Genomic DNA, 21178 nt, shown 5'->3' with positions numbered 1-21178 from the left:
TGTCCGTTCCCGGTCGCGTGTGTCTACTGTCCCCGATACGGTCGAAGAGACCGTCAACTTCTGTCGTGCCCGCACCCCGGCGCGGAAGCCCCGGTCCCCGCAGGTCTCCCCGCGGCGAGCGGCGACGCGATACCGTGGCGTTCCTTTTCCCCACATGATCCTCGTGGCCGCCCTGGAGGTTCCGTGGTACAGGCGTACATCCTGATCCAGACGGAGGTCGGCAAAGCGTCGACCGTCGCCGAGACGATCAGCAAGATCCCTGGAGTCATCCAGGCCGAGGACGTGACAGGACCGTATGACGTGATCGTTCGTGCCCAGGCCGACACCGTGGACGACCTCGGCCGCATGGTGGTGGCCAAGGTGCAGCAAGTGGACGGCATCACCCGCACACTGACCTGCCCGGTCGTCCATCTCTAGCCCCCGTCTACCCTTGGCCGGTGAACTTCTTGCGTCACCGGCTCATCGGTCTGCCCGCGCTCGTCCTGTCGATCACCGTCGCGGGCTGCTCCTCAGCAGACGACGACACGTCGGCGGCGGTTCCCTCGCCGGGGGCGCGGGCCACCAAGCTGTGCCAGAACCTGGACAAGGTACTGCCGTCGAAGGTGGCCGGTGAGAGCCGCCGCGATCCCGAGCCCGCCTCCGCGTTGACGGCGGGCTGGGGAAACCCGGAGATCATACTGCGCTGCGGTGTGCCCCGGCCGCCGAAGATGATCGACCCGAAGGTGGCGGAGGGGCATGACGCCGACGCGGTGCCCGGCGGGGTGAACGGGGTCGACTGGCTGATGGAGAAGGGTGACGGCGGTGCGTACCGTTTCACCTGCGCCAATCGTCAGGCGTACGTCGAGGTGACCGTGCCGGAGGGCGTGGACCGTTCGGCCGTGCTGATCGACCTGGCGTCGGCCGTGAAGAAGGCGATCCCCGAAGGAATCGCCCTCTAGCCACGGCTCACCGCAGGCCGGTCGACCTGCGCAGCGCCGCCCGGATCAGCAGGTCCACCAGCTCCGGGTAGCTGATCCCGGTCGCCTGCCACATCTGCGGGTACATCGAGATCGGCGTGAAGCCGGGCATGGTGTTGATCTCGTTGATCACGAAATCGCCGTCCTCGGTGAGGAAGAAGTCGGCCCGCACCAGCCCTTCGCAGGAGGCCGCCTCGAACGCGTCCACGGCGAGCCTGCGGACCTCGGCCGTCTCCTCGTCCGTCAGCGGGGCCGGGACGATGCCCGGGGTCGAGTCGATGTACTTCGCCTCGAAGTCGTAGTACGCGTGCTCCTGCGGCGGCGGGATCTCCGCGGGGACGGACGCGCGCGGGCCGTCCTCGAACTCCAGGACGCCGCACTCGATCTCCCGGCCGCGCAGTGCCGCCTCGACGAGGATCTTCGGGTCGTGCCGCTGTGCCTCGGCGATCGCCTCGTCGAGACCGGACAGGTCGTCGACCTTGGTGATGCCGATCGACGAACCCGCGCGCGCGGGCTTCACGAACAGCGGCCAGCCGTGCTCGCCGGCGAAGTCGACGATCTTCTTGCGGGCGGCCGACTCGTCCTGCGCCCACTCGCGCGGCCGGATCACCACGTACGGGCCCACCTTCAGCCCGAAGGAGGTGAACACCCGCTTCATGTACTCCTTGTCCTGGCCGACGGCCGAGGCGAGCACCCCCGAGCCCACGTACGGCACGCCGGAGAGCTCCAGCAGGCCCTGGAGGGTGCCGTCCTCGCCGTAGGGGCCGTGCAGGACGGGGAAGACGACGTCGACCTCACCGAGCGCCTTGGGCACCGATCCGGGCTCGCTGTAGACGACTTCGCGGTTGGCGGGGTCGACGGGGAGCACCACGCCGCCCTCGCCGGACTCGGCCAGCTCCTCGACGCTGGGCGTACGGCGCTCGGTGATCGCCATCCGCTCCGGTTCGTCGGCGGTGAGCGCCCAACGGCCGTCCTGCGTGATGCCGATCGGCAGGACGTCGTACGTCGTCCGGTCGATGGCCTTCAGTACGGCCCCGGCGGTCACCACGGAGATCCCGTGCTCTGAGCTGCGACCGCCGAACACGACGGCCACACGCGGCTTGCGAGGCGGCTGCTGGGGGCTCTGGGGGAGGTTCTCGGTGCTCATATCGCGTTGAGAGTACCCGTTGGTAGAGGCCTGAGACAGCGCCCGCCCCGGGGGTTCGCTCAGCGTCGTTCCGGCTTCGCGCTGCGCGACATCAGCTCCTTGAGGGCGACCACCGGAGGCTTGCCCTCGTGCACGATTCCGACGACCGTCTCGGTGATCGGCATGTCGACGCCGTGCCGGCGCGCCAGATCCAGCACGGACTCACAGGACTTGACGCCCTCGGCGGTCTGCTTGGTGACCGCGATGGTCTCCTGCAGGGTCATGCCCTTGCCGAGGTTGGTGCCGAAGGTGTGGTTGCGGGACAGCGGCGAGGAGCAGGTGGCCACCAGGTCGCCCAGGCCCGCGAGCCCGGAGAAGGTCAGCGGGTCGGCGCCGAGCGCGACGCCGAGCCGGGCGGTCTCCGCGAGGCCGCGGGTGATGAGCGAGCCCTTGGCGTTGTCGCCGAGCCCCATGCCGTCCGCGATGCCCACGGCGAGCCCGATGACGTTCTTCACCGCGCCGCCCAGCTCGCAGCCGACCACGTCCGTCTCGGTGTACGGCCGGAAGTACGGCGTGTGGCAGGCGGCCTGGAGGCGCTGGGCCACGGCCCCGTCGGCGCAGGCGACCACGGCCGCGGCCGGCATCCGCGCGGCGATCTCCCGGGCGAGGTTGGGGCCGGTGACCACGGCGACCCGGTTCGGGCCGACCTTGGCGACGTCCTCGACGACCTCGCTCATCCGCATCGCGGAGCCGAGTTCGACGCCCTTCATCAGCGAGACCAGGACCGTGTCCGGGGCCAGCAGCGGCGTCCACTCGGCGAGGTTGCCGCGCAGCGTCTGCGAGGGGACGGCGAGGACGGTGAAGTCCGCGCCGTGCGCCGCCTCGGCGGGGTCGGTGGTGGCCCGCAGGTTCTCCGGGAGCTCGACGCCGGGGAGGTAGTCGGGGTTCGTACGCGTGGAGTTGACGGCTTCGGCGAGTTCGGGGCGCCGCCCCCACAGGGTGACCTCGCAGCCGGCGTCGGCGAGCACCATGCCGAAGGCGGTGCCCCACGATCCGGTGCCGAACACGGCCGCCTTGACGGGCTTGCTCACTTGCTCTTCTCCCCCTCGTGACCGGACTGCGCCTGGGTGCGCCGGCGCTGCTCGATGCGCTCGCGGCGCGGGTCGTAGGGCGTCCTGGGTGCCTTCTCGCCGCGGATCAGCTCCAGCTGGGCGGTGATGGCGGCCATGATGACCTCGGTCGCCTCCTTCAGGAGTTCCGGGGTCATCTCCTTGTCGTAGAACCGCGCGAGGTCCACCGGCGGGCCCGCGAGCACGTGATGGGTCTTGCGCGGCAGGATGTTGGGCTTCTTCGCGTACGGGGGCAGCAGTTCGTTGGCCCCCCACTGCGCCACGGGAATCACCGGGCACTTGGTCTGCAGGGCGACGCGGGCGGCCCCGGTCTTGCCGGTCATGGGCCAGCCGTCGGGGTCGCGGGTGAGGGTGCCCTCGGGGTAGAAGGCGACGCACTCGCCGCGCTCCACGGCGTCGATCGCGGCCCGGAAGGCGCTGAGCGCGTCCGTGCTCTCGCGGTAGACGGGGATCTGTCCGGTGCCGCGCATCGCGGCGCCGACGAATCCCTTCCTGAAAAGTCCGCTCTTCGCCAGGAATCGCGGAACCCGCCCGGTGTTGTACTGAAAGTGCGCGTACGCGAAGGGGTCGACGTGCGAATTGTGGTTCACCGCGGTAATAAATCCGCCCTCGGCCGGAATGTGCTCCATTCCGCGCCAGTCCCGCTTGATCAAAACCACCAGCGGCGGTTTGCAGAGGACCGCTGCGAAGCGGTACCAGAAGCCGATTCTGCGGCGGGGCACGCGGACACCTTCCTCTAGAGCCTGGGGGGCCGCACAAGTGTCGCCCCGGGCCGACCGTCTGTCGAGAACACCGTACGCCCCGAGTGCCGGGCCGCCAGATGCCCGGTGCGAAAGCCGAGTGACAATGGCGGCGACGAGAGAGGGACGGAACGCCTGTGCAGTGGACCTTGGTCGTACCCCTGAAGCCTCTGGCCCTGGCCAAGAGCAGGCTCTCCGACGCGGCCTCCGACGCCTTGCGCCCGGCCCTGGCGCTCGCGTTCGCCGAGGACACCGTGGCTGCGGCGCTGGCCAGTGCGGCGGTGCGGGATGTGGCGGTCGTCACGGACGACGCCCTGGCCGGCCGGCGGCTGACCGCGCTCGGTGCCCGGATCCTCCCCGACGCGCCCCGGGCGGGCCTCAACCCGGCCCTGGCGCACGGAGCGGCGACCGTACGCGCTTCGCGTCCCGAAACCCCCGTGGCCGCCCTGAACGCCGATCTTCCGGCGCTGCGGCCGACGGAATTGACCCGGGTACTGGAGGCCGCGCGGGAATTCCCGCGTGCTTTCCTTCCGGACGCGGCGGCAATCGGCACGACGCTGCTGGCCGTGGCACCCGGCCGGGAATTGCTCCCGGCATTCGGCACCGATTCACGCGCCCGCCACCGGACCTCCGGCGCCACGGAACTCCGCCTCGACGCGGTGGACTCCGTACGCCAGGACGTGGACACGGGCGACGATCTACGGGCGGCACTGGCGTTGGGGGTGGGACACCATACGGCGACCGTGGCAGCGCGGCTATTGATCACTCCGTAGGGGCGCGGGGAACTGCGCGATCAACCACAACGCGCCCGCATCCCGCAGACGCCCCTCACCCCACGACGCTGCCCGGCCCAGGCACTAGGCTGGCCGCCATGCAGGCAACCGCATACACGTACGACCCCGAATCCCGCAGTGGCCAGGTCCTCCTGGACGACGGCACGCCGGTTCCCTTCGACGCGGCGGCCTTCGACCGGGGCGGGCTGCGCCTGCTGCGCCCGGGGCAGCGGGTCCGGATCGAGGTGGAGGGCCCGAAGGACACCCCTCGGATCACCCTCATCACGCTGCAGACGCTGTAGACGCTGTAGAACGCGCCGCGGGCCGGGCTCCCGAGGGAGTCCGGCCCGGCGCGTGAGTGCCCTTGCGCTCTTACCTCTTGCGGGCGGTGGCCTTCTTGGCGGTGGTCTTGCGGGCCGTCGACTTCTTGGCCGGGGCCTTCTTGGCGGTCGCCTTCTTCGCCGGCGCGCTCTTGGCCGTGGTCTTCTTCGCGGCGGCCGTCTTCGTGGTCGCCTTCTTCGCCGCGGCGGTCTTGGTGGTGGCCTTCTTCGCCGTCGTCTTCTTCGCGGTGGTCTTCTTGGCGGTGGCCGTGGCCTTCTTCGCCGTCGTCTTCTTCGCCGTGGTCTTCTTCGCGGCGGCGGACGCCTTCTTCGCGGGGGCGGCCTTCTTCGCCGCGGCCTTCTTGACCGTGGCGGAAGCACCGCCGGTCAGGCTGCCCTTGGGGGCCTTCTTGACGGCGACGTCGTTCTTCGGGAGCTTCTTCGACCCGCTGACCAGGTCCTTGAAGCCCTGGCCCGCGCGGAAGCGCGGGACGGAGGTCTTCTTGACCCGAACCCGCTCGCCCGTCTGGGGGTTGCGGGCGTAGCGCGCCGGACGGTCGACCTTCTCGAACGAACCGAAGCCGGTGACCGAGACCCGGTCACCGGCGACCACCGCGCGGACGATGGCGTCCAGGACGGCGTCGACAGCATCGGCGGCCTGCTGGCGGCCGCCCATCTTGTCGGCAATCGCTTCTACGAGCTGCGCCTTGTTCACGTCTTCCCCTTCGGAGACATTGCCAGAACGAAAGTGTTCAGGCTTTTTCGCACGTTAGGCAGATATATACCGCAAATCAAACACGAAACGGGCTTATCACCCTTGTGCCGCAACGGACTCGACTGTCCCTGGAGCGTTCAGCGTTCCTCTTCGGGGAATCGACCCGCGTCGAGGTCCGCCCTGAACGCCTCCAGACGCCTTGCCGCATCGGCGAGATCGTGCTTGGCCGCGGCCGTAATGACCAGCAGCTTCCGGGTCAGCGCCATCCGTACGCCCTCCGGGACTTGCAGTGCGCGCACTGTTGTGTGCGCTTCCTTGAGTTGGTCCGCGACTGCCGCATAGAGCTCGAGTTGGCCGTCGTGTTCCATGCACAGATTGTGCCATCTGGGGCGAGTTGTCGCCTGCTCAGGGTGCAACTGCCGCCTCAAACAGCCTTCCCGGCACCGGCGAAAGCCACGGGTTCCAAGCTCGCGTACCCCAACAACAACCTTCGTAACGTGGGAAGTTGAAGACGGCTCGGACCTCGCGCGGGGCCGTTCGGGTGCCAACACAGCTGTACCCCCGATCGGGCTGATCGGGGGTACAGCGGGGGTCTGCGGTGGCCGAAACTCGACCTGTTCAGTCGGTCGCGGTCACGCCTGGAGCGTCCGCGGCTTGTACGACGGCCGCTTGGCCTCGTAGGCGGCGATGTCGGCCTCGTTCTGGAGGGTGATGGAGATGTCGTCCAGCCCGTTCAGCAGCCGCCAGCGGGAGTTCTCGTCCAGCTCGAAGGAGGCGGTGATGCCCTCGGCGCGCACCTCGCGGTCCTCCAGGTCGACGGTGACCTCGGCCTCGGGGTCGGCCTCGGTCAGCTCCCACAGGGCGTCCACGATCTTCTGCTCCAGAACCACCGTGAGCAGGCCGTTCTTCAGCGAGTTGCCGCGGAAGATGTCGGCGAACCGGGAGGAGATGACGGCCTTGAAGCCGTAGTTCTGCAGCGCCCAGACGGCGTGCTCACGGGAGGAGCCGGTACCGAAGTCGGGGCCGGCCACCAGGACCGTCGCGCCCGCGCGCTCGGGGCGGTTGAGGATGAACTCCGGGTCCTTGCGCCAGGCCTCGAACAGCCCGTCCTCGAACCCGTCCCGGGTCACCTTCTTGAGCCAGTGAGCAGGGATGATCTGGTCGGTGTCGACGTTGGAGCGGCGCAGCGGGACGGCCCGGCCGGTGTGCGTGGTGAATGCTTCCATGACTTCTCAGACTCCAGCGGGCACGGGGGCGTCGGACAGATCGGCGGGCGAGGCCAGGTGGCCCAGCACGGCGGTGGCGGCGGCGACCTGCGGCGACACCAGGTGCGTACGGCCGCCCTTGCCCTGCCTGCCCTCGAAGTTGCGGTTGGAGGTGGACGCGGAGCGCTCACCGGGGGCCAGCTGGTCGGGGTTCATGCCCAGGCACATCGAGCAGCCCGCGTGCCGCCATTCGGCGCCGGCCTCCTTGAAGACGACGTCCAGGCCCTCGGAGACGGCCTGCAGACCGACCCGCGCGGAGCCGGGGACGACCAGCATCCGTACGCCGTCGGCGACTTTGCGTCCCTTGACGAGCTCGGCGGCGGCGCGCAGGTCCTCGATGCGGCCGTTGGTGCACGAGCCTACGAAGACGGTGTCCACCTTGATGGAGCGCAGCGGCTGGCCGGCCTCCAACCCCATGTACTCCAGGGCCTTTTCGGCGGCGAGGCGCTCCGAAGCGTCTTCGTACGAAGCGGGATCGGGGACGTTCGCCGAAAGCGGCGCGCCCTGGCCGGGGTTGGTGCCCCAGGTGACGAACGGCGACAGCTCGGCGGCCTCGATGACGACCTCGGCGTCGAACTCGGCGTCCTCGTCCGTCTTCAGCGTCTTCCAGTACGCGACGGCCGCGTCCCAGTCCTCGCCCTTGGGGGCGTGCGGACGGCCTTCGAGGTAGTCGAAGGTGGTCTGGTCGGGGGCGATCATGCCCGCGCGGGCACCGGCCTCGATCGACATGTTGCAGATGGTCATCCGGGCCTCCATCGAGAGCTTCTCGATGGCGGAGCCGCGGTACTCCAGGACGTAGCCCTGGCCGCCGCCGGTGCCGATCTTCGCGATGATCGCCAGGATCAGGTCCTTGGCGGTGACGCCCTCGGGCAGCTCGCCGTTGACCGTGATCGCCATGGTCTTCGGGCGGGCCATCGGCAGCGTCTGGGTGGCCAGCACGTGCTCCACCTGGGAGGTGCCGATGCCGAACGCCAGGCCGCCGAAGGCGCCGTGCGTGGAGGTGTGGGAGTCACCGCAGACGACGGTCATGCCCGGCTGGGTCAGCCCGAGCTGCGGCCCCACCACGTGCACGACGCCTTGCTCGACGTCGCCCAGCGGGTGCAGCCGCACCCCGAATTCGGCGGCGTTCTTGCGCAGCGTCTCCAGCTGGACCCGGGAGACCGGGTCGGCGATGGGCTTGTCGATGTCGAGGGTCGGGGTGTTGTGGTCCTCGGTGGCGATGGTGAGGTCGAGGCGGCGCACCCGGCGGCCGCTCTTGCGCAGACCGTCGAAGGCCTGCGGGCTGGTCACTTCGTGCAGCAGGTGCAGATCGATGAAGAGGAGGTCGGGCTCGCCCTCGGCGCGCCGGACGACATGGTCGTCCCAGACCTTCTCCGCGAGTGTCCTACCCATCGCTTTCCCTCCGACCGGCATACGGTCCACCGGCCCAACTAGAGATCTGTGAAGAGGCGGCTGCCGCCCGCGCCCCGGATCCGGGCGCCCGCCGCCAGGCCCGCTTCGGTTCGCGGGCCGCTCTGCCTTCGTGATTCCAGAGTGGCGTGTTCCACGGAAAATTGAACTTGCGTTTCACAGAGTGAGACGCAAGTATCGTTGCATGGACAACAGTAGCGGCGTCGGCGTTCTGGACAAGGCAGCCCTTGTCCTGAGCGCCCTGGAGTCCGGTCCGGCCACCCTCGCGGGTCTGGTCGCGGCGACCGGACTGGCACGACCCACGGCCCACCGGCTGGCCGTGGCCCTGGAGCACCACCGCATGGTGGCGCGGGACATGCAGGGCCGGTTCATCCTCGGCCCCCGCCTCGCGGAACTGGCCGCGGCGGCCGGCGAGGACCGCCTCCTCGCCACGGCCGGCCCGGTGCTCACGCATCTGCGGGACATCACGGGCGAGAGCGCGCAGCTCTACCGCCGCCAGGGCGACATGCGCATCTGCGTGGCCGCGGCGGAGCGTCTGTCCGGCCTTCGGGACACGGTCCCGGTCGGCTCGACGCTGACGATGAAGGCCGGTTCCTCGGCCCAGATCCTGATGGCCTGGGAGGAGCCGGAGCGTCTGCACCGGGGCCTGCAGGGTGCCCGCTTCACGGCGACGGCCCTGTCGGGCGTACGGCGCCGGGGCTGGGCCCAGTCGATCGGCGAGCGGGAGCCGGGCGTCGCGTCCGTCTCCGCGCCGGTGCGCGGCCCCTCCAACCGCGTGGTGGCCGCGGTCTCCGTCTCCGGCCCCATCGAGCGCCTGTCACGCCACCCGGGCCGCATGCACGCCCAGGCGGTCATCGACGCGGCCGCCCGCCTCTCGGAGGCCCTCCGCCGCTCCGGCTGACCCGGGAAGCCACCGAGGGGCCCGCCCCAACGCCGCGGCAGGCCCCTCAACTCCCCGACCACACCCGCCCCCACCACTCCGGACGCGGCCCCGCCCCGGGCCACACCAAAGAGGGCCCACCTCAACACCACGACAGTCCCTCGACGCCCCCCAGGCGCGAACCCCCCTCCGCGATACGCCCCGGCGCGCCGCCCCCCCAAGGGCCCGCGCCGCGCCCGGAAAACGCCGAGGAGCACCCTCCCCAACGCCGCGGCAGGCCCTCCTCGATCCCCCCACCAGGCGCGAACCGCCCCTTCGCCGCCTCCCCCACTGGCGACACAGCCACCCGTCCCCGCAAGAACACCGCGCACCGGGAAGACACCGCAGAACGCCTGCCCCGACACCGCGGCAGTCCCCGCTCCCCCGCGGCCGCACGCAAACCACCCCGCCGCCATGCGCCCCACCAGGCCGGCCCCCAAGGGCCCGCACCGCGCCCGGAAAACGCCGAGGAGGGCCCGCCCGGCGCCGCGGCAGGCCCTCCTCGGCTCCCCCCGGTCAGGTGGTCTCCTTCTCCTGCGCCCGGGACGAGCGGTGGGCGAAGCGGTCCTTGGCTGTGCGGCCGCGCCGGTCCAGGGGGATCTGGCCGTGGGCGGCGGCCAGGCCGAAGGGGGGCATGTCGGCGTAGATGGACTCGTAGGACCCCTCGGGCACGACGTAGGCCTCGTGCCACAGGCCGACGTGTCCGCGCGTCTTCCCCGCCCGCTCCTTGCGGTTGATCACCGCCCAGGCCTTGTGGTGGAACATCTCCGGGGAGTGCGCGTAGGCGTAGAGCTTCTCCTTGGACTCCCAGTACTGCACCACGTAGTACGTCCGCGGCGAAGCGGTCAGCAGGACGTGGCCCAACAGCCCCCGGCCGCGGTCCTTCCCGAGCTCGCGCAGCATCCGCGGCATGGCCAGCGCCACCGGCAGCCAGTGGTGCACGGCCCAGAAGCGGTTGATCCGCATGCCGATCAGCAGGACCACCACATCACCCCTGGCGTCCGCGGTCGTACGCTTCAACACCGGCTTCGCGAACATGGCGGCCCCCTGCCCCCGTTGGATAGCGGAGCTATCCTTCTGACTGGTGCTCGGATAGTGGCACTCACCAAGGAAAGGCGTCAAGGGATGCGGCTGGCCGAACTGAGCGAGCGCAGCGGTGTGTCCACCGCGACGATCAAGTACTACCTGCGCGAAGGCCTGTTGGCGCCGGGCCGCCAGATCAACGCGACGACGGCCGACTACGACGAGGAGCATCTGCGCCGACTGCGACTGATCCGCGCGATGATCCAGGTCGGCCGGGTTCCGGTGGCGACGGTCAGGGAGGTGCTGGGGCATGTCGACGACGACTCCCTGCCCCGCGCGATCCGCCTGGGCTCCGCTGTCTGGGCGCTGCCGCAGGTGCCGGAGCCGGACGCGGAGGACGAGTTCGTGCAGGGCGCGCGGGCGGCGATGACGGAGCTGCTCAGGACGCTGGGCTGGACCCACGCGCAGTCCCTCGCTGAGGCGTCGCCCGCCTTCCGTTCCCTCGTGGTGGCGGCGGCCGCCCTCCGCCGTATCGGCTACGACTGGAGCGCCGAAGTGCTCGTGCCCTACGCCCGGTTGATGCACCAGGTGGCCGAGCTGGACATGGACTTCATGGAGTCGCACGTGTCGGAGGCCGAGAAGGCGGAGGTCGCGGTGCTGGGCGTGGTGCTCGTCGAGCCGATGCTGCGGGCGCTGCACCGGCTGGCGCAGGAGGAGGAGTCGGCGCGGCGGTACGGCTTCGAGTAGGCAACGCGGAAGGCCCCCCACCGAAGTGGAGGGCCTTCCCTGTGCGTACCCCCGACCGGATTCGAACCGGCGCTACCGCCTTGAGAGGGCGGCGTGCTAGGCCGCTACACAACGGGGGCGTTGGACACTGCGTTTCCGCAGGTCCGAGCTGGTCTACCTGGACTCGAACCAAGACTAACTGAACCAGAATCAGTCGTGCTGCCAATTACACCATAGACCAATGTGGTTTAGACCAGTCAGTACCCCCGACCGGATTCGAACCGGCGCTACCGCCTTGAGAGGGCGGCGTGCTAGGCCGCTACACAACGGGGGCCCTAGCGATCATCTCGTAAGAGATCACCGTACCCCCGACCGGATTCGAACCGGCGCTACTGCCTTGAGAGGGCAGCGTGCTAGGCCGCTACACAACGGGGGCTTTGCAGATAAGCTCTGCGAGCTGGCCTACCTGGACTCGAACCAAGACTAACTGAACCAGAATCAGTCGTGCTGCCAATTACACCATAGGCCACTGGAACGCAAGCCCCGGAGGGGATCTTGTTCTAGTTTGCTCCTCCGGTTCCCGGCCTTTCGGCCCGCTCCCCGGCGGCGCAGAAAGAACATTACCCGAAGGTGGACGGGGCTCCAAAACGGGTATCCCCGCCGAGGATCGCGGGGAGTTCGGCGAGGGTGGCGATCCGGTGCGGGCCGGCCGGTGCGTCGGCCCCGGTGGACGCGCCGCCGCGGTCGATCCAGACCGACAGCAGACCGGCGTCGGCCGCGCCCCGGCCGTCGATCTCCGGGTGGTCGCCGACGTACGCCACCTCGTGCGGGGCCAGTTCCAGGGCGTCACAGGCGGCCAGGAAGGCGTCGGCCTGGGGCTTGGAGACGCCGAGCTCCGCGGCGCAGAGCACGGACTCGAAGCGGTCGCGCACACCGAGGACGCGCAGCTTGTGGTCCTGGACGGTCAGGCTGGAGTTGGAGAGCACCCCGTGCCGGTGGCTGGCGGCGAGGCTGTCCAGGACGGGCAGGACGTCCGGGAAGAGCGCCCAGGCCGCCTCGTAGTGGTCCACGTACCGCCGGAACCAGGCCTCGGCCTCGGCGTCGCTCAGCGGCTCGCCCAGGAAGGTGCGGACGCGGTCCCGGCGCTGGCCCTCGAAGGTCGCCTCACCGGCCGCGAACCGGGCCCAGTGGAGATGGGTGCACTCCCGCCAGCGCGCGAGCGCCTGCTCCGCGGTGCCGTACCCGTCCATCAGCCCCTCGGCCACCAGATGCGCCCGCATGCCCTCGCGGTCAGCGGTCGTGTAGTCGAAGAGGGTGTCGTCAACGTCCCAGACCACAGCTTGGATGCTCACGTCCCCGACGGTATCGCGCGCTGGCACACTGGGAGCATGAGCGAGTACCGAGTCCAGTTCACCGTCGAGGCCCGCGCGGCGTACGAGGGTCTGCCCGACGAGCGTCGAGCCCAGCTGGACAAGGCCGTGCGGATACTGGCCCGTGATCCCTTCCGCAAGAACGCGACCGCGCAGCTCGGCCCTGACGAACATCTGCGGAAGGCATACGTGGCCCCTGGCGTGTTGCTGGAGTACATGGTCGCGGGGGCCGTCATGGTCATCGTCGTGCTGGAGATCTTCGACGAGTTCGCGTACCTGATCGACGAGAGCGACGCGGGCTGAGACATGCCGAAGGGGCGGCCCCCGGAGTCCCGGGTGCCGCCCCTCACGTGTGCGTGGTGCCTACGCCGTCAGCTTCGCCAGCGCCGCGTCGATGCGGGCCAGGGTCGTCTCCTTGCCCAGGATCTCCAGGGACTCGAAGAGCGGCAGGCCGACCGTGCGGCCGGTGACGGCGACACGGACCGGGGCCTGGGCCTTGCCGAGCTTGAGGCCGTGGGCCTCGCCGGCGGCCAGGACGGCCTCCTTCAGGGACTCGGCCGAGGTCCAGTCGGCGGCGTCCAGCTTCTCGCGGGCGGTGACCAGCAGGGCGTCCGAGCCCTCCTTCATGGCCTTGGTCCACGAGGCCTCGTCGAAGACCGGCTCCGGAAGGAAGAGGAAGTCGACGTTGTCGGTGATCTCGGACAGGACCTTGAGGCGGGTCTGCGCGTGCGGGGCGACCGCCTGCCACTTGGCCTCGTCGAAGTCCTCCGGGGCCCAGGGGGCGAACGGGGCCTTCAGCCACGGGGCGCAGCGCTCGGCGAAGTCCTTCACGTCGAGCATGCGGATGTGGTCGCCGTTGATCGACTCGCACTTCTTCAGGTCGAAGCGGGCCGGGTTGGGGTTCACGTCGGTGACGTCGAAGGCCGCGACCATCTCGTCCATCGTGAAGATGTCCTGGTCGGCCGAGAGCGACCAGCCCAGCAGGGAGAGGTAGTTGAGGAGGCCCTCGGGGAGGAAGCCGCGCTCGCGGTAGAGGTTCAGCGAGGACTGCGGGTCGCGCTTGGACAGCTTCTTGTTGCCCTCGCCCATGACGTAGGGCAGGTGGCCGAAGGCGGGGGTCTGCTTGGCGATGCCGAGTTCGACGAGCGCCTTGTACAGGGCGATCTGGCGGGGCGTGGAGGACAGGAGGTCCTCGCCGCGCAGGACGTGGGTGATCTCCATCAGGGCGTCGTCGACCGGGTTCACCAGCGTGTACAGCGGGGCGCCGTTGGCGCGGACGATGCCGTAGTCGGGAACGTTCTCCGGGGTGAAGGTCAGTTCGCCGCGGACCAGGTCGGTGAAGGTGATCGTCTCGTCCGGCATGCGGAAGCGGACGATCGGGGCGCGGCCCTGGGCCTGGTACTCGGCGACCTGCTGGGCGCTCAGCTCCCGGCAGTGGCCGTCGTAGCCGGACGGCTTGCCGGCGGCGCGGGCGGCCTCGCGGCGGCTGTCCAGCTCCTCCTGGGAGCAGTAGCAGTGGTAGGCGTGGCCGGCGTCGAGGAGCTTGGCGGCGACGTCCTTGTAGAGGTCCATGCGCTGCGACTGGCGGTACGGCGCGTGCGGGCCGCCGACCTCGGGGCCCTCGTCCCAGTCGAAGCCCAGCCAGCGCATCGAGTCGAGCAACTGCTGGTAGGACTCCTCGGAGTCGCGGGCCGCGTCGGTGTCCTCGATGCGGAAGACCAGCGTGCCGCCGTGGTGCTTGGCGAACGCCCAGTTGAACAGGGCGGTGCGGACCAGGCCCACGTGCGGGTTACCGGTGGGCGAGGGGCAGAAACGGACGCGTACGGGAGAGCCGGGTGCGCTAGCCACGCTTGACAACCTTGTTGGTGAGAGTGCCGATGCCTTCGATGCTGACGGAGACCTCGTCGCCGACAGCGAGGGGGCCGACCCCAGCGGGGGTGCCCGTGAGGATCACGTCGCCGGGGAGCAGCGTCATGGCCTCGGAGATGTTGGCGATCAGATCCTCGATCGGGTGGATCATCTCGCTGGTGCGGCCGAGCTGGCGCTGCCCGCCGTTGACCGTGAGCTGGATCGTCAGGTCGGAGGGGTCGAGGTCCGTCTCGATCCAGGGGCCCAGCGGGCAGGAGGTGTCGAAGCCCTTGGCCCGGGCCCACTGCTTCTCGCGCCGCTGGACGTCACGGGCGGTGACGTCGATGGCGCAGGTGTAGCCGAGGATCACGTCCTTGACGCGGTCACGCGGGACCTCGCGGCACATGCGGCCGATGACGACGGCGAGCTCGGCCTCGTGGTGCAATTCCTCCGAGAAGGAGGGGTACTGGATGTCGTCGCCGGGGCCGATCACGGAGGTGGACGGCTTGAAAAAGGCGAAGGGGGCGTCCGGGACCTCGTTGCCCAGTTCCTTCGCGTGCTCGGCGTAGTTGCGGCCGAACGCGACGACCTTGTTGGGAAGCACGGGGGGCAGCAGCCGGACCTTGCTCAGGGGCACCTTGGTGCCGGAGAGCTCGAAGTCCGCGAACGGGATGCCCTTGATGATGTCGAGGACGAGCTCGTCCGGCTTGTCGCCCTCGACCGCGCCGAAGGCGACGTTGCCGTCGATGGAGAACCTGGCGATGCGCACGGGATGCTTGCGCCCCTCACTGAGCTGGCTGGAGTCTGACGCTCCAGGCTAACGTGGCGAGGGGCGGGAGCCGCGCGTGATTACTCCGCGGCGGCGGCCGTCGCGGGCTTCTCCATGAGGACCGTGCGACGCGGGTTGGCGGTCTGGGCCGGGAGATCGGCGGACTGCTCCGGGAGCGCCGGGGTCTGCAGGTCGTCGGCGTCCTTGAGGTGCGCCAGCGTCGTGCGCCGCGGGTTGGCTATGTTGCGGAACATCGTCGTCGTCTTCACGGTTGTACGTAACCCTTGTCGTGTGGGTGGCCGGAGAGTTGGCAGTTCATGCCCTGTTGTAAAGCGTCAGGCTAAACATGCGATTCCCCGGGAAAGACGTGAAGACCCCATGATCCCCGTGTGAGTTTGCTCACGACCCGAAGGTCAAACCGGTCAAATCAGGCCTGCGGCCCACCGCAACGAAACGGACATTGACCCCCTGAAGCCATCATTCCGCTCCTGATCATGGCGACTGGGACACCCCCGCCACCCTGGCAGTTCGACCCAATGGGCCCGTTTTGCTGCGATTCCCTTCCTACGTCTGGTGACTCGCCGCTCACTTGGTGTCACCTAGGTCACGGCCTGGCACACGGCCCTTGTTGGAGATCCGGCACTGTGCTGGAATTCCACGGACCGCCGCGGGATCGAGCCGGCGCGCAAGGGCGCAACGCAGCGCCGAGTGGCGGCGGAAGGGGGAGCCAGCGCCGGTCACTCACGACCACCAGAGGACGTAATTCAGGACGTCCTCTATTACGCCGACACCGTCCTTCCGTTCACGCGGAGGGGCGCCTGGTCCAGAGGTTGCGACGCTAGTGCAGGGACGTTTCAAGAGGGATGGCAGCGCTTCGGCGGAGCCGGAGCCGCACGGCGGGACTGGCCCGATGGCCGGCAGCTCCTCGCCCCAGCACGCCCAGAACCCGGGCCAGGCTCCGGCCGGCGACGGCGCCGGGCGTCCCGGCGGCACGGCCTCGTCGGGCCCCGCGAACCCCACGGCCCCGACGGTCAAGTCCCCGATGGGCCCCGTCAACCCGGGCCCCCGAATAGCCCTGCGCAACTGGCGTATCTCCACGCGCCTGGTGTCGCTGCTGGCGCTCCCGGTGGTCGCGGCCACCTCGCTGGGCGCGCTGCGCATCGGCGACTCCATGGACGACATGAAGCAGCTCGACAACATGAAGCTGCTGACGGAGATGACCAAGCAGGCCACCGAGCTGGCCGCCGCGCTCCAGGAGGAGCGCGACCAGTCCGCCGGACCGCTGGCGCACGGCGCCAACGCGACGACCGACTACACCGTCAAGGGCTACCGGGCCAAGACCGACCGGCTGCGCGAGAACTTCATCGACTCCGCCGAAGAGGTCGACGCCTCCAGCACCGACGGCAGCCTCCAGGGCGTCCACGACAGCCTCGTCGGTGTCGTCCGCGACCTGCAGAGCCTGAACAACATCCGCCGGGACGCGTACCAGGCAGAGGACAACTCCACGCAGACCATCGAGGCCTACCACCGGCTGGTGGAGCGCCTGCTGGACCTCTCCCGCGACATGGCCGAGGCGACCAGCAACCCGGAGATGATCGAGCGCACGCGCTCCCTGGCGGCCTTCTCCTCCGCCAAGGAGTACGCCTCGATCCAGCGGGCCGTCCTCGCGGCCGCCCTCCCGGTGAACACCAAGCAGACCGGCAACCTCTCCGACAACGACCGCCTGTACGCCCAGTCGGCGCTGGCGAGCGAGACGTCCGAGCTGGCCAGCTTCAAGGCCATCTACGGCGGTGACGAGGCCGCCGAGCTCCTCAAGCCGGTCGAGGCGAACAACTCCACGATCCTGGCCACCGACACCTACAGCGGCCGTGCCCTCAACAGCGGTCTGGCGAACGTGGGCAAGCGGTCGTACAAGGACTGGGTGGACGACAGCTCGATCAAGATCGAGCAGATGGGCAACATCGAGCGCACGCTGCTCGAAAAGATGGAGCAGAAGGCCCGCGAGCTGCGCAACGAGTCGGAGCGCGACGCGATCATCTCCGGTGCGCTGATCCTGCTCGTGCTCGGTGTGTCGCTGGTCGGCGCCTTCGTCGTGGCCCGGTCCATGATCCGCTCGCTGCGCCGCCTCGAGGAGACCGCCACCAAGGTCGCCTCCGACCGTCTGCCCGAGCTGGTCAAGCAGCTGTCCGAGTCCGACCCGCAGGACGTCGACACGTCCGTGGAGTCGGTCGGTGTGCACTCCCGGGACGAGATCGGCCGGGTGGCCGCGGCCTTCGACGACGTGCACCGCGAGGCGGTCCGCCTCGCCGCCGAGCAGGCCCTGCTGCGGGGCAACGTCAACGCGATGTTCACCAACCTCTCGCGCCGCTCCCAGGGTCTGATCCAGCGCCAGCTGTCGCTGATCTCCGAACTGGAGTCCCGCGAGGCCGACCCGGACCAGCTGTCCTCGCTGTTCAAGCTGGACCACCTCGCGACCCGTATGCGCCGTAACGGCGAAAACCTTCTCGTTCTCGCCGGTGAGGAGCCCGGTCGCCGCTGGACCCGTCCGGTCCCGCTGGTCGACGTGCTCCGCGCCGCCGCGTCCGAGGTGGAGCAGTACGAGCGCATCGAGCTGGCCTCCGTACCGACCACCGAAGTGGCCGGCCGGGTGGTCAACGACCTCGTGCACCTGCTCGCCGAGCTGCTGGAGAACGCGACCTCGTTCTCCTCCCCGCAGACCAAGGTCAAGGTCACCGGTCACGCGCTGCCCGACGGGCGGGTGCTGATCGAGATCCACGACACCGGTATCGGTCTCTCCCCCGAGGACCTCGCGGCGATCAACGAGCGGCTTGCCTCGCCGCCCACCGTGGACGTCTCCGTCTCCCGCCGCATGGGCCTCTTCGTGGTCGGCCGTCTGTCCCAGCGGCACGGCATCCGCATCCAGCTGCGCCCGTCCGACTCCGGTGGTACGACCGCGCTGGTCATGCTGCCGGTCGACGTCGCCCAGGGCGGCAGGAAGCCCACTCCGGGCAAGCCCGGCCAGGGTGCCCCCTCGACCGGTGGTCCGGCCGCCGCGCAGGCCGCCGCCGGTGCGGCCGCGGCACGGCGCTCGGCCCAGGGCGGTGCGCTCGGCGGTGCTCCCGGTGCCGGCGCCCTCGGCGCGGGCGCGCCCTCCGGCGGCCGGCTCGGCGCCGGTCAGGGACCGCGGGCCGCGCTGCCCGGACGCGACGGCGACGGACACCCGGGTGCCCCGCGCGGTCCGCAGGCTCCGGCCGGGCCCGCAGCGGGCCGGCCCGCTGCGCCCACCGGCTTCGGCCAGGCGCCGGCCGCCCCGCAGGGCCTGCAGTCCGCGGGCACCGGTGCGCCGCACGCCTCGGACATGTTCGGTGGCAGCCGCCCCGTGCCTCCGCAGTCGCCTCAGAAGTCCGCGCAGTCCGGTCCGCCGTCGAAGGGCAACGCCGAGCAGGGCGGCGGCCGTCGCCGCAGGCCTCAGCTGCCGGGCCGCGGTGGTCCGCGCGCCGAGCTGCCGGGCGGCAACGAGCAGCCCCGCACGCCCAGTTGGAGCGACGAGAACGCGCAGCCGCCGGTGCCGCGCGCCTCGCTCGACACTCCGCGCGGGCACGACGACCAGGACGCCTCCCCGCACTCCCAGACCTCGCGGATGCCGCGGATCGACGACCGGCAGGGTCCGGGGGCGACCGCGGAGATCCCGGCGGTCCCGCGCGACGACCTCCGCCAGGGCCCCGGCAGCACCGGCGAGTTCGCCCGCCAGGACTTCGCCGCCCAGACGCCGGGCGCCTACGACCCGCAGAACACCGGGCAGTACGCCCGTCCCGGCGCCAACGGTACGCAGAACCCGGGCCAGGACACCGGTCAGTTCGCCCGTCCGGACGTCTACGGTTCCGGGCAGAACGGACAGGGCAACTCCGGTGCCGCGGGCCGGTTCGCGGCTCCGCAGGCGTACGACAACGGCTCCACCGGCCAGTTCGAGCGTCCGCAGGGCAGCAACGGCAGCTCCGGCTACGGCTCCCCGCAGTCGCCCGTTCCGCCGCGTCCGCAGCGCCCCCGGCGTCCCGAGCCGGAGGCGCTGCCGCCGGCCGGTCCCGGGGACGGGCGCACGCCGCTGTACGACACGCTGGAGACCAACTGGTTCCACGGCAGCCAGCAGGAGCAGCAGCGGCCGCAGACGGGCGGGCCGGCTCCGGCCGCCCCGCAGCAGCCGTCGACTCCCCCGGCTCCGCAGCGTGCCGCCTCCTCGCCCTCGTCCTCCTGGCGCAGCTCGCCGAACGACGACCTCGTCCGGCAGGCCGAGCGCGTCCGGCAGCCGGCCGCGGGCGGGGTCACCACCTCCGGCCTGCCGCGCCGGGTGCCCCGGGCGAACCTCGTCCCGGGCACGGCTCAGCAGCAACAGCACCAATCCGGTCCGCAGGTCTCGCGTGCGCCTGACGACGTACGCGGCCGGCTGACCAATCTCCGTCGGGGTATCGCGCAGGGTCGCCAGGCCGGCACCGGCCAGACCGGAAGCTTCCCGAGCCCCACTCACCAGCAGGAGCGTTAGTTGAGCCCGATGAGCCAGGCGGCACAGAACCTGAACTGGTTGATCACCAACTTCGTGGACAACACCCCCGGGGTGTCCCACACCGTCGTCGTGTCCGCCGACGGTCTTCTGCTGGCGCTGTCGGAGGGCTTCCCGCGCGACCGCGCCGACCAGCTCGCGGCCGTCGCCTCCGGACTGACCTCGCTGACCGCCGGGGCGTCCCGGATCTTCGAGGGCGGAGACGTCGCGCAGACGGTCGTGGAGATGGAGAGGGGATTCCTGTTCCTCATGTCCGTCTCCGACGGCTCGTCCCTGGCCGTCCTCGCGCACCCGGAGTGCGACATCGGCCTCGTCGGCTACGAGATGGCACTGCTGGTCGACCGCGCGGGCGCGGTGCTCACGCCCGATCTCCGTGCCGAGCTGCAAGGCAGTCTGCTCCACTGACCACCTCGGATCCACCCGCCTCACCAAATATCCGTCAGGCCGCCACACGTCCCCCCACGGCACCGTCAGACGGCACGACCGAGACACATGCTGTCCCGCCCGGAGGATTCATGACCCCGCCCAACGCCTCTCATGATCCGTACGCGGAGCCGTACGAGGATGAGGGCGACCAGCCGCTGGTACGTCCGTACGCGATGACCGGCGGCCGGACCCGGCCGCGCTACCAGCTGGCCATCGAGGCCCTGATCAGCACCACGGCCGACCCGGCAGCGCTCATGGGGCTGCTCCCGGAGCACCAGCGCATCTGCCACCTGTGCCGCGAGGTCAAGTCGGTCGCCGAGGTCTCGGCGCTGCTGGCCATGCCACTGGGGGTGGCCCGGATCCTCGTCGCGGACCTCGCGGAGGCCGGGCTCGTCGCCATTCACCAGCCGGGCGGCGACGAGAGCACCGGCGCTCCGGACGTGACACTGCTCGAAAGGGTGCTCAGTGGACTTCGCAAGCTCTGACGGAGGTCGGGCGACCACCTCCGCCAAGATCGTGGTGGCGGGTGGCTTCGGCGTCGGCAAGACGACGTTCGTCGGCGCCGTCTCCGAGATCAACCCGCTGCGCACGGAGGCCGTGATGACGTCCGCGAGCGCGGGCATCGACGACCTCACGCACACCGGAGACAAGACCACCACCACGGTGGCCATGGACTTCGGACGCATCACGCTCGACCAGGACCTGATCCTGTACCTGTTCGGCACGCCCGGCCAGGACCGCTTCTGGTTCATGTGGGACGACCTGGTACGCGGCGCGATCGGTGCCGTCGTCCTCGTCGACACCCGGCGCCTGGCAGACTGCTTCCCGGCGGTCGACTACTTCGAGAACAGCGGGCTGCCGTTCGTCGTGGCGCTCAACGGCTTCGACGGGCACCAGCCCTACGCGCCGGAGGAGGTGCGCGAGGCGCTGCAGATAGGCCCCGACACCCCGATCATCACGACGGACGCCCGGCACCGTTCCGATGCCAAGAGTGCGCTGATCACGCTGGTGGAACACGCTCTCATGGCGCGGTTGCGTTGACGATCAAGTAGTCAGTCGCGTACGGCAGTTGTCGTAGATGTCCCGGAGCCGGCTGTGGCCTTTGAC

23 protein-coding genes and 5 tRNA genes are annotated in these 21178 nt (G+C 70.2%); 11 read left to right on the top strand and 17 right to left on the bottom strand.

All coding sequences use genetic code 11. From position 1 onward, the window contains the following. The first annotated feature begins 183 nt into the window (after nucleotides 1-183). Nucleotides 184-417, top strand: a complete 234-nt coding sequence (locus tag ICC28_RS15260; RefSeq protein ID WP_003997603.1) for an Lrp/AsnC family transcriptional regulator — start codon at nucleotides 184-186, stop codon at nucleotides 415-417. Between the two features lie 20 nt (nucleotides 418-437). Beyond that, nucleotides 438-938, top strand: coding sequence for a DUF3515 domain-containing protein (locus ICC28_RS15255; RefSeq protein WP_188289098.1), 501 nt, complete (start codon nucleotides 438-440; stop codon nucleotides 936-938). A gap of 7 nt (nucleotides 939-945) precedes the next feature. Here the strand turns inward: ICC28_RS15255 and ICC28_RS15250 are convergent, their stop codons facing one another. Genes ICC28_RS15250 through ICC28_RS15240 form a run of 3 tightly spaced genes read right to left on the bottom strand, consistent with a single transcriptional unit; the run spans nucleotide 946 to nucleotide 3934 of the window. Then, nucleotides 946-2103 (bottom strand): D-alanine--D-alanine ligase family protein, encoded by a 1158-nt coding sequence (locus tag ICC28_RS15250; RefSeq protein ID WP_188289097.1) that lies wholly within the window; start codon nucleotides 2101-2103, stop codon nucleotides 946-948. Between the two features lie 59 nt (nucleotides 2104-2162). Beyond that, entirely contained in the window at nucleotides 2163-3173 is a 1011-nt protein-coding gene (locus ICC28_RS15245) for an NAD(P)H-dependent glycerol-3-phosphate dehydrogenase (RefSeq protein ID WP_188289096.1), read from the bottom strand. After that, on the bottom strand, nucleotides 3170-3934 hold the full coding sequence (locus tag ICC28_RS15240; RefSeq protein ID WP_188289095.1) for a lysophospholipid acyltransferase family protein: 765 nt from the start codon (nucleotides 3932-3934) through the stop codon (nucleotides 3170-3172). The genes ICC28_RS15245 and ICC28_RS15240 overlap by 4 nt, the downstream gene beginning before the upstream one ends. 155 nt (nucleotides 3935-4089) lie before the next feature. On the opposite strand from ICC28_RS15240, the gene cofC reads away from it, so the two are divergent. Together cofC and ICC28_RS15230 are read left to right on the top strand one after the other, a co-directional pair. Then, nucleotides 4090-4725 carry a 2-phospho-L-lactate guanylyltransferase gene (gene cofC / locus ICC28_RS15235; RefSeq protein ID WP_188289094.1) on the top strand — a complete coding sequence of 212 codons (636 nt, stop codon included), beginning with the start codon at nucleotides 4090-4092 and terminating at the stop codon, nucleotides 4723-4725. A 98-nt stretch (nucleotides 4726-4823) separates the two neighbouring features. Then, nucleotides 4824-5027, top strand: a complete 204-nt coding sequence (locus tag ICC28_RS15230) for a hypothetical protein (protein ID WP_188289093.1) — start codon at nucleotides 4824-4826, stop codon at nucleotides 5025-5027. 70 nt (nucleotides 5028-5097) lie between these two features. Here ICC28_RS15230 and ICC28_RS15225 read toward each other — a convergent pair whose 3' ends face one another. From ICC28_RS15225 to leuC, 4 genes are all read right to left on the bottom strand, one after another. Beyond that, nucleotides 5098-5760 carry an HU family DNA-binding protein gene (locus tag ICC28_RS15225; RefSeq protein WP_188289092.1) on the bottom strand — a complete coding sequence of 221 codons (663 nt, stop codon included), beginning with the start codon at nucleotides 5758-5760 and terminating at the stop codon, nucleotides 5098-5100. A 137-nt stretch (nucleotides 5761-5897) separates the two neighbouring features. Further along, nucleotides 5898-6128 carry a hypothetical protein gene (locus ICC28_RS15220; protein ID WP_188289091.1) on the bottom strand — a complete coding sequence of 77 codons (231 nt, stop codon included), beginning with the start codon at nucleotides 6126-6128 and terminating at the stop codon, nucleotides 5898-5900. A 264-nt stretch (nucleotides 6129-6392) separates the two neighbouring features. Beyond that, nucleotides 6393-6986 carry a 3-isopropylmalate dehydratase small subunit gene (leuD, locus tag ICC28_RS15215; protein ID WP_188289090.1) on the bottom strand — a complete coding sequence of 198 codons (594 nt, stop codon included), beginning with the start codon at nucleotides 6984-6986 and terminating at the stop codon, nucleotides 6393-6395. A gap of 6 nt (nucleotides 6987-6992) precedes the next feature. Further along, nucleotides 6993-8417: a 3-isopropylmalate dehydratase large subunit gene (gene leuC / locus ICC28_RS15210; RefSeq protein WP_188289089.1), complete on the bottom strand. Its 1425-nt coding sequence runs from the start codon at nucleotides 8415-8417 to the stop codon at nucleotides 6993-6995. 202 nt (nucleotides 8418-8619) lie between these two features. On the opposite strand from leuC, the gene ndgR reads away from it, so the two are divergent. Further along, a complete protein-coding gene (gene ndgR / locus ICC28_RS15205) occupies nucleotides 8620-9336 on the top strand; it encodes an IclR family transcriptional regulator NdgR (RefSeq protein ID WP_188289088.1) in 717 nt (238 codons plus the stop codon). A 534-nt stretch (nucleotides 9337-9870) separates the two neighbouring features. On the opposite strand, the gene ICC28_RS15200 is transcribed toward ndgR, so the two are convergent. Beyond that, nucleotides 9871-10392, bottom strand: coding sequence for a DUF4188 domain-containing protein (locus ICC28_RS15200; RefSeq protein ID WP_188289087.1), 522 nt, complete (start codon nucleotides 10390-10392; stop codon nucleotides 9871-9873). A gap of 87 nt (nucleotides 10393-10479) precedes the next feature. Between ICC28_RS15200 and ICC28_RS15195 the strand changes: the two genes are divergently transcribed. Further along, nucleotides 10480-11124 carry a MerR family transcriptional regulator gene (locus ICC28_RS15195; RefSeq protein WP_188289086.1) on the top strand — a complete coding sequence of 215 codons (645 nt, stop codon included), beginning with the start codon at nucleotides 10480-10482 and terminating at the stop codon, nucleotides 11122-11124. Between the two features lie 46 nt (nucleotides 11125-11170). Here ICC28_RS15195 and ICC28_RS15190 read toward each other — a convergent pair. The 6 genes from ICC28_RS15190 to ICC28_RS15165 form a co-directional block, all read right to left on the bottom strand. Next, nucleotides 11171-11243: transfer RNA gene (locus ICC28_RS15190), tRNA-Glu, on the bottom strand. 29 nt (nucleotides 11244-11272) lie between these two features. Then, nucleotides 11273-11344, bottom strand: a tRNA-Gln gene (locus ICC28_RS15185). 20 nt (nucleotides 11345-11364) lie between these two features. Beyond that, a tRNA-Glu gene (locus tag ICC28_RS15180) sits at nucleotides 11365-11437 on the bottom strand. Between the two features lie 29 nt (nucleotides 11438-11466). Further along, nucleotides 11467-11539, bottom strand: a tRNA-Glu gene (locus tag ICC28_RS15175). A gap of 21 nt (nucleotides 11540-11560) precedes the next feature. Beyond that, nucleotides 11561-11632, bottom strand: a tRNA-Gln gene (locus ICC28_RS15170). Between the two features lie 91 nt (nucleotides 11633-11723). Beyond that, complete coding sequence (locus tag ICC28_RS15165) at nucleotides 11724-12455, bottom strand: HAD family hydrolase (RefSeq protein ID WP_188289085.1); 732 nt, start codon at nucleotides 12453-12455, stop codon at nucleotides 11724-11726. Nucleotides 12456-12491: 36 nt separating this feature from the next. Here ICC28_RS15165 and ICC28_RS15160 point away from each other — a divergent pair, with 36 nt between their 5' ends. Next, nucleotides 12492-12776, top strand: coding sequence for a type II toxin-antitoxin system RelE family toxin (locus tag ICC28_RS15160; RefSeq protein WP_188289084.1), 285 nt, complete (start codon nucleotides 12492-12494; stop codon nucleotides 12774-12776). A gap of 60 nt (nucleotides 12777-12836) precedes the next feature. On the opposite strand, the gene gltX is transcribed toward ICC28_RS15160, so the two are convergent. From gltX to ICC28_RS15145, 3 genes are all read right to left on the bottom strand, one after another. Then, complete coding sequence (gltX, locus tag ICC28_RS15155; RefSeq protein WP_188289083.1) at nucleotides 12837-14321, bottom strand: glutamate--tRNA ligase; 1485 nt, start codon at nucleotides 14319-14321, stop codon at nucleotides 12837-12839. Beyond that, nucleotides 14314-15090 (bottom strand): fumarylacetoacetate hydrolase family protein, encoded by a 777-nt coding sequence (locus tag ICC28_RS15150; protein WP_188289082.1) that lies wholly within the window; start codon nucleotides 15088-15090, stop codon nucleotides 14314-14316. Before ICC28_RS15150 ends, gltX begins: the two co-directional genes overlap by 8 nt. Before the next feature lie 80 nt (nucleotides 15091-15170). Beyond that, nucleotides 15171-15359 (bottom strand): hypothetical protein, encoded by a 189-nt coding sequence (locus tag ICC28_RS15145; protein ID WP_188289081.1) that lies wholly within the window; start codon nucleotides 15357-15359, stop codon nucleotides 15171-15173. A gap of 572 nt (nucleotides 15360-15931) precedes the next feature. Between ICC28_RS15145 and ICC28_RS15140 the strand changes: the two genes are divergently transcribed. The 4 genes from ICC28_RS15140 (at nucleotide 15932) to ICC28_RS15125 (ending at nucleotide 21112) form a co-directional block, all read left to right on the top strand. Continuing rightward, nucleotides 15932-19627, top strand: a complete 3696-nt coding sequence (locus tag ICC28_RS15140) for a nitrate- and nitrite sensing domain-containing protein (protein ID WP_188289080.1) — start codon at nucleotides 15932-15934, stop codon at nucleotides 19625-19627. A gap of 9 nt (nucleotides 19628-19636) precedes the next feature. Beyond that, nucleotides 19637-20050, top strand: coding sequence for a roadblock/LC7 domain-containing protein (locus ICC28_RS15135; RefSeq protein WP_030231800.1), 414 nt, complete (start codon nucleotides 19637-19639; stop codon nucleotides 20048-20050). Between the two features lie 110 nt (nucleotides 20051-20160). Next, nucleotides 20161-20556, top strand: a complete 396-nt coding sequence (locus ICC28_RS15130) for a DUF742 domain-containing protein (protein WP_188289079.1) — start codon at nucleotides 20161-20163, stop codon at nucleotides 20554-20556. Then, nucleotides 20537-21112: a GTP-binding protein gene (locus ICC28_RS15125; RefSeq protein WP_015657619.1), complete on the top strand. Its 576-nt coding sequence runs from the start codon at nucleotides 20537-20539 to the stop codon at nucleotides 21110-21112. Before ICC28_RS15130 ends, ICC28_RS15125 begins: the two co-directional genes overlap by 20 nt. Nucleotides 21113-21178 lie beyond the last annotated feature (66 nt).

The sequence above is a fragment of the Streptomyces sp. TRM68416 genome, assembly GCF_014596915.1.
Taxonomy (GTDB): domain Bacteria; phylum Actinomycetota; class Actinomycetes; order Streptomycetales; family Streptomycetaceae; genus Streptomyces.
This window is presented reverse-complemented; position numbering and strand designations above follow the sequence as displayed.